18 protein-coding genes are annotated in these 13840 nt (G+C 71.3%); 12 read left to right on the top strand and 6 right to left on the bottom strand.

The window, feature by feature from the left end; all coding sequences use genetic code 11:
* Positions 1-11: 11 nt before the first annotated feature.
* Complete coding sequence (locus ACIBEF_RS13510) at positions 12-1052, bottom strand: Rv2578c family radical SAM protein (RefSeq protein WP_396793655.1); 1041 nt, start codon at positions 1050-1052, stop codon at positions 12-14.
* Between the two features lie 93 nt (positions 1053-1145).
* On the opposite strand from ACIBEF_RS13510, the gene ACIBEF_RS13505 reads away from it, so the two are divergent.
* A complete protein-coding gene (locus ACIBEF_RS13505) occupies positions 1146-1565 on the top strand; it encodes a thiol-disulfide oxidoreductase DCC family protein (protein WP_112620689.1) in 420 nt (139 codons plus the stop codon).
* On the opposite strand, the gene ACIBEF_RS13500 is transcribed toward ACIBEF_RS13505, so the two are convergent.
* The 3 genes from ACIBEF_RS13500 to trxA form a co-directional block, all read right to left on the bottom strand.
* Positions 1529-2500, bottom strand: coding sequence for an MFS transporter permease (locus tag ACIBEF_RS13500; protein WP_396793654.1), 972 nt, complete (start codon positions 2498-2500; stop codon positions 1529-1531). The genes ACIBEF_RS13505 and ACIBEF_RS13500 overlap by 37 nt on opposite strands.
* A complete protein-coding gene (locus ACIBEF_RS13495; RefSeq protein WP_396793653.1) occupies positions 2497-2937 on the bottom strand; it encodes a hypothetical protein in 441 nt (146 codons plus the stop codon). Before ACIBEF_RS13495 ends, ACIBEF_RS13500 begins: the two co-directional genes overlap by 4 nt.
* 155 nt (positions 2938-3092) lie before the next feature.
* Positions 3093-3455, bottom strand: a complete 363-nt coding sequence (trxA, locus tag ACIBEF_RS13490) for a thioredoxin (RefSeq protein WP_007455291.1) — start codon at positions 3453-3455, stop codon at positions 3093-3095.
* Positions 3456-4003: 548 nt separating this feature from the next.
* Here trxA and ACIBEF_RS13485 point away from each other — a divergent pair.
* The 11 genes from ACIBEF_RS13485 to ACIBEF_RS13435 all read left to right on the top strand — a co-directional run bounded on the left by ACIBEF_RS13485 (position 4004) and on the right by ACIBEF_RS13435 (position 12429).
* Positions 4004-4519, top strand: a complete 516-nt coding sequence (locus ACIBEF_RS13485) for a MaoC family dehydratase (protein ID WP_030486570.1) — start codon at positions 4004-4006, stop codon at positions 4517-4519.
* A gap of 93 nt (positions 4520-4612) precedes the next feature.
* Positions 4613-5149 (top strand): hypothetical protein, encoded by a 537-nt coding sequence (locus ACIBEF_RS13480; protein WP_357261686.1) that lies wholly within the window; start codon positions 4613-4615, stop codon positions 5147-5149.
* A gap of 51 nt (positions 5150-5200) precedes the next feature.
* Positions 5201-5824 carry a TrmH family RNA methyltransferase gene (locus ACIBEF_RS13475; RefSeq protein WP_396793700.1) on the top strand — a complete coding sequence of 208 codons (624 nt, stop codon included), beginning with the start codon at positions 5201-5203 and terminating at the stop codon, positions 5822-5824.
* 10 nt (positions 5825-5834) lie between these two features.
* Positions 5835-6581, top strand: a complete 747-nt coding sequence (locus ACIBEF_RS13470) for a DUF6758 family protein (RefSeq protein ID WP_396793652.1) — start codon at positions 5835-5837, stop codon at positions 6579-6581.
* Positions 6582-6697: 116 nt separating this feature from the next.
* Positions 6698-6856, top strand: a complete 159-nt coding sequence (locus tag ACIBEF_RS13465) for a hypothetical protein (protein WP_007455302.1) — start codon at positions 6698-6700, stop codon at positions 6854-6856.
* Between the two features lie 6 nt (positions 6857-6862).
* Complete coding sequence (locus tag ACIBEF_RS13460; RefSeq protein ID WP_396793651.1) at positions 6863-7738, top strand: PH domain-containing protein; 876 nt, start codon at positions 6863-6865, stop codon at positions 7736-7738.
* Between the two features lie 103 nt (positions 7739-7841).
* The gene (locus tag ACIBEF_RS13455) at positions 7842-8624 is read left to right on the top strand and encodes a SigE family RNA polymerase sigma factor (RefSeq protein WP_396793650.1); all 783 of its coding nucleotides are present in this window, start codon (positions 7842-7844) and stop codon (positions 8622-8624) included.
* On the top strand, positions 8621-9883 hold the full coding sequence (locus ACIBEF_RS13450) for a hypothetical protein (protein ID WP_396793649.1): 1263 nt from the start codon (positions 8621-8623) through the stop codon (positions 9881-9883). Before ACIBEF_RS13455 ends, ACIBEF_RS13450 begins: the two co-directional genes overlap by 4 nt.
* Positions 9884-9936: 53 nt before the next feature.
* A complete protein-coding gene (locus ACIBEF_RS13445) occupies positions 9937-10809 on the top strand; it encodes a PHP domain-containing protein (RefSeq protein ID WP_396793648.1) in 873 nt (290 codons plus the stop codon).
* 41 nt (positions 10810-10850) lie between these two features.
* Positions 10851-11465, top strand: a complete 615-nt coding sequence (locus ACIBEF_RS13440; protein ID WP_396793647.1) for a MarC family protein — start codon at positions 10851-10853, stop codon at positions 11463-11465.
* Between the two features lie 43 nt (positions 11466-11508).
* Positions 11509-12429: a RecB family exonuclease gene (locus ACIBEF_RS13435; RefSeq protein ID WP_396793646.1), complete on the top strand. Its 921-nt coding sequence runs from the start codon at positions 11509-11511 to the stop codon at positions 12427-12429.
* A gap of 20 nt (positions 12430-12449) precedes the next feature.
* On the opposite strand, the gene ACIBEF_RS13430 is transcribed toward ACIBEF_RS13435, so the two are convergent.
* Both ACIBEF_RS13430 and ACIBEF_RS13425 read right to left on the bottom strand, forming a co-directional pair.
* A complete protein-coding gene (locus ACIBEF_RS13430) occupies positions 12450-13313 on the bottom strand; it encodes an oxygenase MpaB family protein (RefSeq protein ID WP_396793645.1) in 864 nt (287 codons plus the stop codon).
* A gap of 59 nt (positions 13314-13372) precedes the next feature.
* A complete protein-coding gene (locus ACIBEF_RS13425; protein WP_396793644.1) occupies positions 13373-13801 on the bottom strand; it encodes a Fur family transcriptional regulator in 429 nt (142 codons plus the stop codon).
* Positions 13802-13840 lie beyond the last annotated feature (39 nt).

The following is a 13840-nucleotide window of genomic DNA, read 5'->3' as shown; positions in this document are numbered from 1 at the left end:
TGTAGCTCCGATCAGAGCAACGTCAGCTGCTCGGCTGACGGTGGCGGCGACTCGGGGCTGCGGTTGTCGCCTCGCTCCCCGCGGTGCAACCCGTGTCGCCGGGCGGCGATCCGCACCCGCGCGGTCAACTCCCGCTGGTACGCCTGCGGCGTGTACGCGCCGGCCCGGTAGAGCTCCCGGTAGCGGGGCACGAGGTGCGGGTGCTCGCGGGCCAGCCAGTGCGCGTACCACTCCCGAGCCCCGGGACGCAGGTGCAGCGGCAGGGCGGTCACGCTCGTCGCGCCGGCGGCGGCGATGGCTGAGACGGTGGCGTCGATCGACTCGTCGCTGTCGCTGAGGCCGGGCAGGATCGGCGCCATCAGCACCCCGACGGAGAAGCCGGCGTCGGCGAGCGCCCGGACGGCGTCCAGTCGGCGGCGTGGGTGTGGTGTGCCCGGCTCGACGGTGCGCCAGAGGTGTTCGTCGACGAAACCCACCGAGAAGGAGATGCCCACCGTGGTCACCTCGGCGGCCTGACGCAGGAGTGGCAGGTCGCGCAGGATCAGCGTGCCCTTGGTGAGGATCGAGAACGGGTTGGCGAAGTCTCGCAGGGCACCGATGATCTGCGGCATCAGCCGGTAGCGACCCTCGGCCCGCTGGTAGCAGTCCACGTTGGTGCCCATCGCCACGTGCGCGCCCCGCCAGCGCGGCGCGGCCAGCTCCCGCCGGACCAGCTCACCGGCATTTACCTTGACGATCACCTTCCGGTCGAAGTCCGCACCGGCGTCGAGATCGAGATAGGTGTGAGTATTTCTTGCGTAACAATAAACGCAAGCATGAGAGCAGCCCCGGTACGGGTTGATCGTCCACTCGAACGGAACGCGGGACTGCCCGGGCACCCGGTTGAGGATGGACTTGGCCTGCACCTCGTAGAAGGTCATCCCGGCGAACTCGGGGGTGTCGAAGGTGCGGGCGACGGCGCCGGGCAGCGCCAGCGGCAGGGGTGGCGTCGCTGGCGCTGCCCGCTCGGGGTCTCCCTCGACCGGGGGAGCGGTGAGGTTGTCCCAGCGCATGGGCACTATTCGAACACGTGTACGAGGTGCGCGCAAGTGACCCGCCGTACACCGGTGGGCGTCCGGGTGGTCGGAGAGGGGAGGATGGACGCCATGGAGACGTCGACCTTCGTCTACGACGGGGACTGCGCGTTCTGCACGAGCTGTGCGGAGTTCATCGAGCGCCGCATCCCCACCGCCGCACGCGTGGTGCCCTGGCAGTTCGCCGACCTGGACGCGCTCGGCCTCAGCGTGGCCGAGTGCGAGGAGGCCGTGCAGTGGGTCGGCGCGGACGGCTCACGCGCGGCGGGTCCGGACGCCATCGCGAAGCTGCTCGCCGCGAGTGGTCCGCTCTGGCGGGTCGCCGGCGCTGGCCTGCGGATTCCTCCAGTACGCGTCGCGGCCTGGCCGTTGTACCGCTGGGTGGCGCGCAACCGGCACCGACTTCCCGGTGGCACGGCGGCCTGCTCCCTGCCGCAGGAGGCCCGGGAGCGGCTCTACGGGCCGGCCGGTCGCCCGACCACCGGCGCCTGATCGTCGCGTGCCGGCCCCGCGCCGGCTGCCACCGGGCCCGGGTCGGCCGGCACCGGGTCGACGTCGGCCGGGGGCGGCGCCGAGGCATCCGTCGTGGCCGCCTCGGGAGAGCCGCGGCCGACGAGTCGGCGCGCCCAGACCAGCGGGCGTACCCGCTCCAGCGGCAGGAAGCTGGTCATCGCGGCCAGGTGCGGCGCGAACGAGATCGTGATGGTCGCGATGGTGACCGCGTGGAACGAGTAGAAGAAGCCGACCATGGCGAGTCGCCAGCGGGGTGGCAGGAAGAAGACCACCGGGCTCAGCAGTTCGAACGCCACGATGCCGAACTGGGCGACGATCAGCAGGTACGGCACCTGGGCGATGAGGTCGGCCAGGTCGGTGCCGCGCCGGATGATCGCGCGGGCCAGGACCGAGCCGGTCAGCCAGTCCAGGCCGCCGAAGCGCAGCTTGGCGAAGGCGGCCAGGAAGTACGTGCAGATCACCGCGATCTGGGTGACGCGTAGGGCCCAGCCGCCGGCCTCGGTGCGGGTGGTGTCGCCGTGTCGGGCGCGGCCGGCGGTGGGCAGCACGGCCAGTGCGACGAGCAGCCCGAACCGGTCGTGGTCGACTTTCCCGTAGCTCATCGCGATGATCATCCACTCCAGGTACAGCGCGCACACCGCCCAGCCGAGCAGCCGGGGCGCTCGCCCGGTGGCGGCGAGGAGGGCGAGCAGCAGCAACGCCCAGAAGATCACCGTCACCAGCGTCTCGGTTGGCGTCGGCAGTGGGAGCAGGCGGCCGATCAGGAGTGGTTGGTACAGGTCGCCGGGCACGCTGACCCGGGTGCGTACCCAGGGGGTGAAGATCACCAGGTCGGCGGCGACGAACAGGTAGATCAGGGTGCGGAAGGCGGCCACCCGGCCCCGGGGTACGGCCTCGGTCAGCCAGCGGTTCATCGGGTGGCCTGCCAGCTCACGACGGTCTGGTCGGTGTGCTGCCCGGTCGGTCGGCCGGCGCGGATGCCGTGCCAGCGGATGACGATGCGGACCTCGACCAGCGCGGGGGCGTCCGGGTGGCGTTCGGCGTACGCGTCGGCGACCTCGGTGAGCAGCGTCGGGTCGGCGGCGTATCGGGCCTGCTGACCCTCGATCTCGGCGCGGCGGATGCCTGTCGCGTTCTGGTCGAGGTCGATGACCGCTCCGGAGCTGTTCACCCCCTCGACGCGGGTGTCAGGGGCGGGTGCGTTCGGCGGGTTGGAGGTGGAGTACATCCGGAACGGGCCGAACGGAAAATCGTCGTCGCTGCCCCAGAAGGTTCCGACGACGAGCAGGACGAGGCCGAGTGCGGTCGCGCCCAGCCGGGTCACGCGCCCGCGGGTGGTCAGTTTCTCCATCGGGTCGTGACGATACGGGATGTACCGACGCCCTCGGGTCCCTCCGACGGCCAGTTCGGCCCGACCAGGCAGGTGATCATGGGTGGAGTCGGCGGGGTACGACGAAGGCCGGGCCCGCACCGGGCCCGGCCTCGCGTGTCGTCGGTGGGGACGACTCAGTGGTTGTGCTCGGCCAGCTGCTTGCGCACGTCGTCCATGTCCAGCGCCTCGACCTGCTCGATCAGGTTCTCCAGCGCGGACTCGGGAAGGGCGCCCGGCTGGGCGAAGACGATGACGCCGTCGCGGATCGCCATGATCGTCGGAATCGAGCGAATGTCGAACTTGGCGCCCAGCTCCTGCTGAGCCTCCGTGTCGACCTTGCCGAAGACGATGTTCTGGTGCTTCTCCGAGGAGCGCTCGTAGACCGGGGCGAACCGCTTGCACGGACCACACCAGTCGGCCCAGAAGTCGACCAGGACGATGCCGTCGTTGCCGGTCACCTCGTCGAAGTTCGTCGAGGTCAGCTCAACGGTTGCCATTGCACTCTCCGATCACCGCGGTTTATCTACGTCCCGTAGAACCAGGGCTGACCGTATCGAATTCCCGGGGGGTGGGGCACGAAACGTGCCCGGGGCTGCCGGGGGGTGCCGTCGGTCATCGACAAGCATCTGTTCACACCCGACCTGCGGAACGCAAGTGCATGACGCACTTGCGTGACCTATGGTGATGGGAGCGTTTCCAGGGAGATCCACGCGATTGAGCACTACGAATCGGTAACTTGGGCCTTGACAAGGAGGTATCCGGCCTGCGGAGATCGCTGATCAACCTCCGCTTCGTCACTCACGGTAGTGTTACAAAAAGATAAATGTGATCGGGACCTCTGTTGAAGCTACGCACCCGTAGGGCAGAATTCCTCACATCAGAGCGTGGGCGGCGGGTGCCGGGGAGGGCCCCGCCGCTCATTGCGTCTCCCCCCAGGCGAGTGACCGGTGTGACATTTCCGCCGCAGGCGCGCCCCGCCGGTCGCCTTAACCATCGGTAAGGCATGCTGTGCCGAACTCCATCGCCGCCCGTCGAAGGGACCAGCATGCAGTTCGGTCGCTACTACGAGGAGTTCGAGGTCGGCGCGGTCTACCGGCACTGGCCGGGCAAGACCGTCACCGAGTACGACGACCACCTCTTCTGCCTGCTCACCATGAACCACCACCCGCTGCACATGGACGCGCACTACGCCGCGACGGCCAGCCAGTTCAAGCGCAACGTCGTGGTCGGCAACTACATCTACTCGCTGCTGCTCGGCATGTCGGTGCCCGACGTGAGTGGCAAGGCGATCGCCAACCTGGAGGTCGAGTCGCTGCGGCACGTCGCGCCGACCTTCCACGGCGACACGATCTACGGCGAGACCACGGTGCTGGACAAGCGAGAGTCCGGCTCGAAGCCCGACCGGGGTGTGGTGTCGGTGGAGACCCGCGGCTACAACCAGGACGGCACGATGGTCTGCGTCTTCCGGCGCAAGGTCATGGTCCCCAAGCGGGAGTACGCGGCCGCAGCGGTGCCCGACGGCGTGGATCCGGAGCGGCCCAGCTTCCCCGAGCCGCGCTGACAGGTCGCGGCGGGCTCGACCGTCGACGAACACCCGGCTCCTTCCCCACTGCGGGTCTGTTGGGGAAGGGGCCCGGTGCCCGTCGCGGGGCATATGCTGACGCCGGAGGTTCCGATGAGCCACTCCGTCGCGGGAGAGCCGCCCTCTGCCGGCCGCCGAGCCGCACCCTTGACCACCGCTGTCTACTCCGCCGTCGAGTGGGATCTGCTCACCAGCCTGCCCGGTCGGGTCCTCGTGGCCGCCGCGGCACCGGGGCCTGACCGGACGGAGCGTGGAGTGATGGCCGGCCTGGCCGGTCTGGATGCCGTGGCCGCGGGCCGAGCCTCCGACAGCGACCTGGTCCGCGCGGTGGTCGCCACGATCTACGCCCGCCACGACGGCACCCCACAACCCGCCGAGCGGCTGACCGACCTGGTGGACCTGCTGGCCGCCTGCCGGGCGGCGAGCCGGGTCCTCCGGCGGCGAGCCGACCCCGCCGACTCGGCCGCGTACCGCCAGTGGGTGCAGTCGGTCGCGGCCCGGGTCTGTCGCGCGGTGCCCGGCACCGGCACGCGCCGGGTGGACCCACCGGCCAGCCCGGCGGACCGGCGCTTCCTGGACCGGCTCGGTGCCGCCCTCGACCTGGGCTGACCGGCAGGTCGGCGTGGCCGACGCCGACGCGGTCCGTACCCTCTGATGACCGTGACCGACGACCAGCTTGAGGTGGGCGTGGGCCCCTGGCCGGGGGACCCGCCGGACGACAGCCGCTACGACCCGCAACTGCTCGCGGAGGGGGACCGGCGCAACGTCGTCGACCGCTACCGCTACTGGCGGCACGAGGCGATCGTCGCCGACCTGGACCGGCACCGGCACGGCTTCCACGTCGCGATCGAGAACTGGCAGCACGACTTCAACATCGGCACCGTGGTGCGCAACGCCAACGCGTTCAACGCCGCCGAGGTGCACATCGTCGGACGGCGACGGTGGAACCGGCGCGGCGCGATGGTGACCGACAGGTACCAGCACGTACGGCACCACGAGACGATCGAGGAGTTCGTCGCCTGGGCGGCCGAGCGGCAACTGCCGGTGTTCGGCATCGACAACCTGCCCGGGTCGCGTCCGCTGGAGACCGGCACCCTCCCGCGGGACTGCGTGCTGTTGTTCGGCCAGGAGGGCCCCGGCCTCTCCGCGCCGGCCCGTGCCGCCTGCCACCAGCTCTACTCCATCGCCCAGTACGGCTCGACGAGGTCGATCAACGCGGGTGTGGCCAGCGGAATCGCCATGCACGCCTGGATCCGCGCGCACGCCGGCACGCCGCCGGACTGACCCACGTACGGTGCCGAATCGGACGTTCCGGCTTGACGTGCCGGCGGTCCGGGGAGACGGTGGGGATGTGAGTGTCGCGGTGAGTTGTCCGAGATGCGGGGGCCCGGTACGGGCGCCGGATCTGATGAACACCGACTCGAGATGTGCGCGCTGCGGCCCGGTGCCGCCGTTGCACGTGCCCGAGCACATCGGAGCGGACATCGTGGCGAGCGTGGTGGAACGGATCACCGCGACCGGCGATCCACCGGTGACACCGCTGTGGTGCCCGTGGCCGCTGCCGCCCGGTTGGACACTCACCGGCGTGGCGTACGCCGGGGACGAGCGCACGGGTGTGCGGGCGACAGTGGTGGCGTGCGCGGGCCCCGCGCCCCTCGGTGGCGGTCCGGCCGACCTGGTCTTCGTGGCCGAGGAACCCGGTGTCGGCCTGGGCACCCGCCTCGCCGGTCTGACCGGCCCGGACCCGGGACCGGAGTTAGTGGACGCGTTGACCGACCCGGGGCCGGGTCACCCTGACCACGTCGGACAGGCGAAGATCAAGGTCGGTGGGCACCCAACTCCACTGTGGTTGGTTAATTCTCCAACGGATCGAAGCGCGTACGCCGGCGAAGCTCGGGGAATGTGGCTCCATGCGATAGCCTGGCCGGCGAGTGCGGGTCACCTGCTCGCGGAAGACGTCGTGCTGCACGACCTGACCGAGTGGACTCCGCCCGAGCTCGTGTACGGCGCACCGTCCCCGTATCTACCCGGTAGAGCTTGACAACTCTTCCGGATTGACGGAGAACGGACGCAGATATTCACTGTACGACACCACACTGATACTCTGGGTGCCGCTGCGGTAATGGGACCCGGCGCCGCGCGAGAGGATGGCCCGCCATGGTCAAGAAGGTCCTCACCTGGGCCGGAATCGCATTCTTGATCTTCTTCGTCGCCTATCGACCTAACTCGGCGGCGGACGTGTTCAAGTCGCTCGGCGGCGGGATCATGGATATCGCCCAGGGGTTTGGCGACTTCTTCACCAGCCTCGTCGCCTAGCCGTCGATGGGCAGCCCCTCCGGTCCACCCTTCGACCCGGACGACCCCGACCGGGAACGTCGCGAGCGCGACACCGAGCCGATCCCGCGGATCGGGCCTGACGACGGCCCGGGCTACGGGGCCGGCCCCGGCCTGTCCGACGGTCCGTCCCTTTCGGACGACGTCGGCTACGGCGACGGGCCCGGCTATGCCGGCCAGGGTCGTTCCGGTCGGGGGTGGATCCGAGATCCGGAGGCCAGCTACCAGCCGCCGCAGATCTCCGAGGACGAGCTGGCCGGGTTGCGTGCCGACGCGACCGGCTCGACCCCTCGGCGGGTGCTGCCGCTGGAAGACGAGCCCAGTTCGCTGGTGGCTCGCTACCTCTTCCCCACCGAGCGCTACCGGGGCGAGTGGAAGCGACACTGGATCCACCTCAGCAACCCGCTGTTGATCGGCGTCGCGGCGACCTTCGTGCTCGGCTATCTCTCCGGCTTCCTCGCCGGTCAGGACGTCGGCGGGTTGACCACCATCGCCGTGCTGCTGTGGTTCGCGGTGATGGGCTGGGTGGCGTGGAAGGTCGCCGACTGGTGGTATGACCGGTTCATCCTGACCAACAAGCGGGTCATGGTGGTCAACGGGATCGTCACCCGCAAGGTGGCGATGATGCCGCTGGTCCGGGTCACCGACATGAAGTACGAGCAGACCCCGACCGGTCGCGCGCTCAACTACGGCACCTTCGTGCTGGAGTCCGCCGGCCAGGAGCAGGCGCTTCGCGAGGTCAAGAACCTGCCCAACCCGAACGAGCTCTACCTGCGCGTCGTCGAGGAGATGTACGAGCCGCAGGCCGTCGAGGCGCGGCTCGGCAAGGAGGCCGACGAGGCCAAGGCCGACGACGGGGCGTGAAGGTTTTCGACCGAACATCGGAGCAAGTGCGCACCTTTCGTCATGGACCAGACCGCCCCTGACGTGGCACTCTGCCAGGACGGCAGGGGTGTGGAGGTGGGCGGTGGCGAGCAAGGACTCGTTGGAGGAGCAGTTCCGCGAGTTCGTCGCGGCCCGCTCCGCCGCGCTCCTGCGCACCGCTTATCTGCTCACCGGCGACTGGGCCACGGCCGAGGACCTGCTCCAGACGGCGCTGACCAAGACCTACCTGGCGTGGAAGCGGCTCGGCGGGATCGAGGCGGTCGAGCCGTACGCCCGGCGTGTGATGGTCAACACGTCGACGAGTTGGTGGCGGCGGCGCTGGCACGGCGAACGCCCGACCGAGGTGCTGCCCGAGCGGGCCGGTGTCGACGAGATCGAGCAGCAACTTGACCGGGATCTGCTCTGGCGGCATCTCCGGGAGTTGCCCAACCGGCAGCGGGCTGTGCTGGTGCTGCGCTACTACGAGGACATGTCGGAGGCGCAGACCGCTGCGATGCTGGACATTTCACCGGGCACGGTGAAGAGCCAGGCGTCCCGGGCGCTCGCCACGCTGCGTCGGCGTCTGGGCGCGGACGCACCGCAGCTGGCAGCCGCCGCCGGCATCGCCGGCCGGACTGGCGCTGGCGAGAGTGCTGCGGGCGCGATCGGTGCCGGCGGCCGGACGGCGGCCTCGGGTTCCCGGACCGGGCGGGTCCCGGCCACCGGTGCCGCTGCCTCACCCCGTCCCGGACGGGCGGCTGGCCGACCCGTGCCCCGCCCTACCGCTCCGCGCCCTGCCGTGCCGCGTGGGATCGATCCGCAGGTGGTCCTGCCCACCGCCTCGGCGGCCGTGCCCGTCGGCACGGGCTCCGGGGAACAGCAGTGAGTCAGTTCCCCGGCCGACGCGACAACCTGACGGACGGCCCGCAGCGTTCATACCAGGTGCGGCCTGACGAGTTGGAAGGTGCGGTGCGGGAGACACTCTCGCACCAGGTCGCCCTTGCCCGCCCGCTGAGCGTCGACCCGGCCGGCCAGGCCATCCGTCGCGCGAACCGGATCCGGCGTCGACGCACCGCCGCCGGCCTCGCCCTCGCGGCGGTCACCACCGTTCTGCTCAGCGCCGGCATGGCCCAGCTCGGTACCGAGACCAGACGGGACGGCTCACCCATCGTCGTGATCGGCGACCCCGACCCGACCAGTCGACCGTTCCCGAAGGCCAGCATTCCCGGCCCCGACCCCTCGCCCACGGCGTCGACCTCGCTCATCGCCAGCGAGACGCTGGTCAGCGCCGACGGGCGGCGGCTGGTGTTGTCCGACGTCGGGCCGGCCGAACGCGTCCAGCCGCTGCCCAGCGGAGGCGGTTGGCTGGTGGTGGGCGCGCCGAGCACCGCCGGGCGCTCTCTGTGGGTGGTGCAGGACGACGGCCTGGTACAGGTGCTGCTGGCCGGTGCCGGCGCGATCGTCCTGGCCCCGGACAGCCGCCAGGTCGCCTGGCGCGACGGAGACGATCTCCTGATGGCCGGCGTGGTCGGCACCCAACTCATCGGGTCGGTGCGCACCCCGGTGCCGGCGACGGCGGAGCCCGTCCGATTCGTCGGTGACAGCGTGCTGGTCCGACTCGACCCGGCCAGCGCCGGTCACACACTCTGGCGGCCCGGCGCGGGGCCGCTGCCCGACGCCCTCGAGCGGTTGAGCCTCAACGTCTACGGGCGGCTGCCCGACGGACGGCTCGTCGGGCAGGTCAGCACGACCGATCCGGGCCGGACCTGCCTCGCCATCCTCACCCCGACACGTCACCTGGACCCGGTACGCACGGGCTGCGGTCCGGACCTGAGCCAGGACGGCGTCGGCGGGGTTTCGCCGGACGGGCGGTGGCTGCTGGTCAACGAGAACGGCGGCCCGTCCGGTCGGTCCCTGCTGGTCGACCTGCAGCGGCTCGGGCCGGCTGCGACAGCCGTTGCGGCCGGGCCGCCGATGACCGGGGCGATCGTCTGGAGCGACGAGGCCCAGGCCTCCTACCTCGACGGCGACGGCGAGCTGGTCCGGGTCGACGTCGGCCAGGTGCGGGCGGGAAAGCCCGCCGGCCCCGCTGCGGTGCCCGGCGTGCCAGCCGGAGAGCGGCCGATCCTCGTGCAGGGCTTCTGACTCCAGGTGGCCCATGTGAGCCGGGCTCACCGTTTCCTCGGTAACGTCGGGCGGTGACCTCGCGTACCGGCCCCGCCCCCCGGATCGACCTGCACGCCCATTCGACGGCCAGCGACGGCACGCTGACCCCGGCCGAGCTGGTCGGCGCGGCCTCCGACGCCGGGCTGGACGTGCTGGCGATCACCGACCACGACACCACGGCCGGCTGGGCGCCGGCAGTGGCCGCGCTGCCACCAGGTCTGCGCCTGATCCGGGGTGCGGAGTTGTCGTGTCGCTGGTCCGGTCCGCAGCCCGCGGTGCCGCTGCACCTGCTCGCGTACCTGTTCGATCCGGACCACGCGGAGCTGGTGGCCGAGCTGGCGCGGGTCCGGGCCGCCCGGGAAGAGCGTGGCGAACGGATCGTCGGCCTCCTGCGGGCCGACGGCATCGACGTGAACTGGCCGGACATCCTGGCCGGCGCTGGTGGCGGCACAGTAGGTCGTCCGCACATCGCGCAGGCACTCATCCGCGCCGGCCTGGTCGGCAGCGTCCGGGAGGCGTTCGGCCCGGACTGGCTGGGCGAGCGGTACCGGCTGCCCAAGGAGGACATCGACGTGTTCCGGGCCGTTCGGCTGGTCCGGGCGGCCGGAGGCGTGCCGGTCTTCGCCCACCCGCGAGCCACCCGACGCGGCCGGGTGGTGCCCGACGAGCTGATCGCCGAGCTGGCCGCCGCCGGGCTCGCCGGGCTCGAAGCCGACCACGAGGACCACAGCCCGGCCGAGCGGGAACATGTGCGGGCGCTCGCCGCCGAGCTGGGCCTGCTCGTCACCGGCTCCTCGGATTTTCACGGCACCCACAAGACCGTCCAACTCGGCGCGTTCAGCACCAGCGTCGAGGCGTACGAGCGGATCGTCGCCGAGGGGGTGACCGAGGTCGCTTCGGGCTGATCCGGGTATTTCGCCCATCGCGGCGCGGCTAGGTTGATCACGTGGATCTGAAGCTGTTCGGCGAGGTTTTCGTGACTCTGCTGGTGATCACCGACCCGCCGGGCATGATGCCGATCTTCCTGGCGCTGACCGGCCCGCTGCCCGCCCGCGACCGCAACCGGGCAGCCTGGCAGGCCGTCGCGTTGGCGCTCGGCGTCATCGTGATCTTCGCGGTGGCGGGGCAGACCCTGCTCGACTACCTGCACGTGGACCTGCCGGCGTTGCAGGCGGCCGGTGGGCTGCTGCTCGTGCTCGTCGCCCTTGAGCTGCTGACCGGCAAGGCCGACGACCCGAGCCAGCAGGTCACCTCCAACATCGCCCTGGTGCCGCTGGGCACGCCGTTGCTGGCCGGCCCGGGCGCCATCGTGGCCACCATGCTCTTCGTCCAACAGGCCGACGGGGTGGGAGAGTTCAGCGCCATCGCCGTGGCGATCCTCGCCGTGATGGTCGCCGTCTGGATCGTTCTGCGCTTCTCCGGCGGCATCGTGAAGATCCTCCGGCCGGGCGGGATCGAGGTGCTGACCCGGATCGCCGGCCTGCTGCTGGCCGCGATCGCCGTGCAGCTCATCGCCGACGCGGTGGCCGCCTTCGTCACGCAGTACGTGAACATGGCCTGACGGCACACGCGCGATGTCGGAGATGGATGGCAGGATCTGAGACGTGCGACGATCCTCATCAGCGGGGCGGCCGGCCGCCGGCGGCCGGGCCCCGCGGCAGCGCTCCGGCGACGCCGAGCAGCTCGGCTTCGAGGGCATGCCCGAGCGGCTGTTCGTCTGCACCCCGAGCAAGCTCGGCGCGTACGCGGACTGCCCGCGCCGCTACCGTTACTCCTACGTCGACCGGCCCGCCCCACCCAAGGGCCCGCCGTGGGCGCACAACTCCCTCGGCGCCAGCGTGCACACCGCCCTGAAGAACTGGTATGCGCTGCCCGCCGACCGAAGGCGCCCCGAGGCGCTGGCCACACTGCTCAAGGGCACCTGGGTCCGCGAGGGCTACCGCGACGACGAGCAGGAGCGGGCCGCCTACCGGCGGGCGTTGGGGTGGCTGGAGTCGTACGTCGAGACGCTGGAGCCGGATTCCGACCCGCTCGGCGTTGAGCGGGTGGTGGCGGTCAAGACCGCGGTGCTGGCGTTCAATGGTCGCACCGACCGGATCGACTCGCGGCCCGGTCCGGACGGGCCGGAGCTGGTCATCGTGGACTACAAGACCGGCCGCACCGGGCTGGACACGGACGACGCCAGGGGCTCGCAGGCGCTCGCGCTCTACGCGTACGCCGCCGAGCGGGTGTTTCGTCGGCCGTGCCGCCGGGTGGAGCTGCACCACCTGCCGACCGGCACCGTCGCCGGCCACGACCACACAGTCGAGTCACTCGCCCGACAACTGACCCGCGCGGAAGAGACGGCCCGCGACATCATGGCCGCCGAGCGGGCGGTCGCCGACGGCGCCGACGCGGACGAGGCTTTCCCGGTGGCACCCGGCCCGCGCTGTGGCTGGTGCGACTTCCGGCGGCACTGCCCGACGGGCGCACAGGTCCCGGGCAAGGAGCCGTGGGCGGCCGTGGACCGGCCGGTCGACGGCTGAGTCTCCTGCCGAGGGCCGGGTCAGCCGGCCAGCGAGGCGGCAGCGTGCCGCGCGGCCCGCTCCTTGGCCGCCTGAATCAACGGCCCCTCCAGGTAGCGACGGGGGACGGCGGCGAACGCGAGCCGCAGCGCGCGCACTGTCAGGTCCGCCGACAGCGCGGTGGTCGGTAGACCGGGACCTCCGTACATCCGGCGTGCCCACGTCGGCAGCAGCGCGAACGCGGTGCTGGCGATCCCCAGGTACGCCCAGCGTGGCGGGCCCAGCGTGAGCCCCAACCGGACCGGCAAGCTGAGCTTCCACGGCAGCGGCGGGGCGGTGAGGAACACCGCCGTCTCGGCGGCCTCCCTGGTCATCCGCAACTGTGGCCGTACGGCCTCGTAGTAGTCAGCGACCTCGGCGGCGGTCCCCGGAACGGTGGCCGGGTCCAGGCCGACCAGGGCTGCGGCGCGGCGCTGCTCGGTGTAGTAGCCGTCCACCTCGTCGTCGCTCAGCGGCAGCCCGGCGCGTCGGGCCGTGCTCAGGAACGACTCGACCTCGGTCACGTGCACCCAGCGCAGCAGGTCCGGTTCGTCGATCCGGAACTGTTCACCGGTGAGCGTGTCGGTGGCCCGCAGGCGCTCGTGCAGGCGGCGCAGCCGGGCTCCGGCGGCCTCCGCCTCGGCGGTGGTCCCGTAGACGGTCGTCGCCACGTAGGTGGCGGTGCGGAGCAGTCGGCCCCAGGCGTCGGTGCGGTAGTTGCTGTTCTGCGCGACCCCGGCCATGGCCCGGGGGTGCAACGCCTGGAGGTAGAGCGAGCGCAGGCCGGCGACGATCAGGATCGGCTCCTCGTGCACCTTCCACGTAACCGAACCCGGACCGAAAAGGCCGAGGTCATCGGAGTCCACCGCACAAGAGTGCCACGATCGGGCCGACCTCGCCGGTCACGTGCCTCCGGTGCAGATGCTCAGACGTCGGCGGGGCGGAGGGCCCGGCAGTCCGGGCAGAGGCCCCAGAAGGTCACTTCGGCCTCGTCGACCTCGAACCCGTGCGCGCTGTTCGGCTCCAGGCACGGTGCGCTGCCGACCGCGCAGTCGATGTCGGCGATCTCGCCGCAGCCCCGGCAGACCACGTGGTGGTGGTTGTCGCCCACCCGCGCCTCATAGCGGGCGGGACTGCCTGCCGGTTCGATCCGACGGGACAGCCCGGCCCGGGACAGGGCGCCCAGTACGTCGTAGACCGCCTGGGTGGAGACCGAGTCGAGGCGTTCGCGCACCCGCCGGGTGATCTCGTCGACCTCCAGGTGGCCGCCGTCGGCCAGCACGTCGAGCACCGCGAGGCGGGGCCGCGTGACACGCAGGCCCCTCGACCGCAGCAGCTCCTCGGCACCGGACATTGGCCAATGACAACACGCTTGACCCGCATCGACAACCGT

The sequence above is a fragment of the Micromonospora sp. NPDC050795 genome (assembly GCF_044456785.1).
Lineage (GTDB): Bacteria > Actinomycetota > Actinomycetes > Mycobacteriales > Micromonosporaceae > Micromonospora.
This window is presented reverse-complemented; position numbering and strand designations above follow the sequence as displayed.

Coding starts and splice junctions, on each gene's coding strand:
- ACIBEF_RS13510 (WP_396793655.1), bottom strand. CDS start 1,052: ATGCGCTGGGACAACCTCACCGCTCCCCCGGTCGAGGGAGACCCCGAG.
- ACIBEF_RS13505 (WP_112620689.1), top strand. CDS start 1,146: ATGGAGACGTCGACCTTCGTCTACGACGGGGACTGCGCGTTCTGCACG.
- ACIBEF_RS13500 (WP_396793654.1), bottom strand. CDS start 2,500: ATGAACCGCTGGCTGACCGAGGCCGTACCCCGGGGCCGGGTGGCCGCC.
- ACIBEF_RS13495 (WP_396793653.1), bottom strand. CDS start 2,937: ATGGAGAAACTGACCACCCGCGGGCGCGTGACCCGGCTGGGCGCGACC.
- trxA (WP_007455291.1), bottom strand. CDS start 3,455: ATGGCAACCGTTGAGCTGACCTCGACGAACTTCGACGAGGTGACCGGC.
- ACIBEF_RS13485 (WP_030486570.1), top strand. CDS start 4,004: ATGCAGTTCGGTCGCTACTACGAGGAGTTCGAGGTCGGCGCGGTCTAC.
- ACIBEF_RS13480 (WP_357261686.1), top strand. CDS start 4,613: ATGCTGACGCCGGAGGTTCCGATGAGCCACTCCGTCGCGGGAGAGCCG.
- ACIBEF_RS13465 (WP_007455302.1), top strand. CDS start 6,698: ATGGTCAAGAAGGTCCTCACCTGGGCCGGAATCGCATTCTTGATCTTC.
- ACIBEF_RS13460 (WP_396793651.1), top strand. CDS start 6,863: ATGGGCAGCCCCTCCGGTCCACCCTTCGACCCGGACGACCCCGACCGG.
- ACIBEF_RS13425 (WP_396793644.1), bottom strand. CDS start 13,801: ATGTCCGGTGCCGAGGAGCTGCTGCGGTCGAGGGGCCTGCGTGTCACG.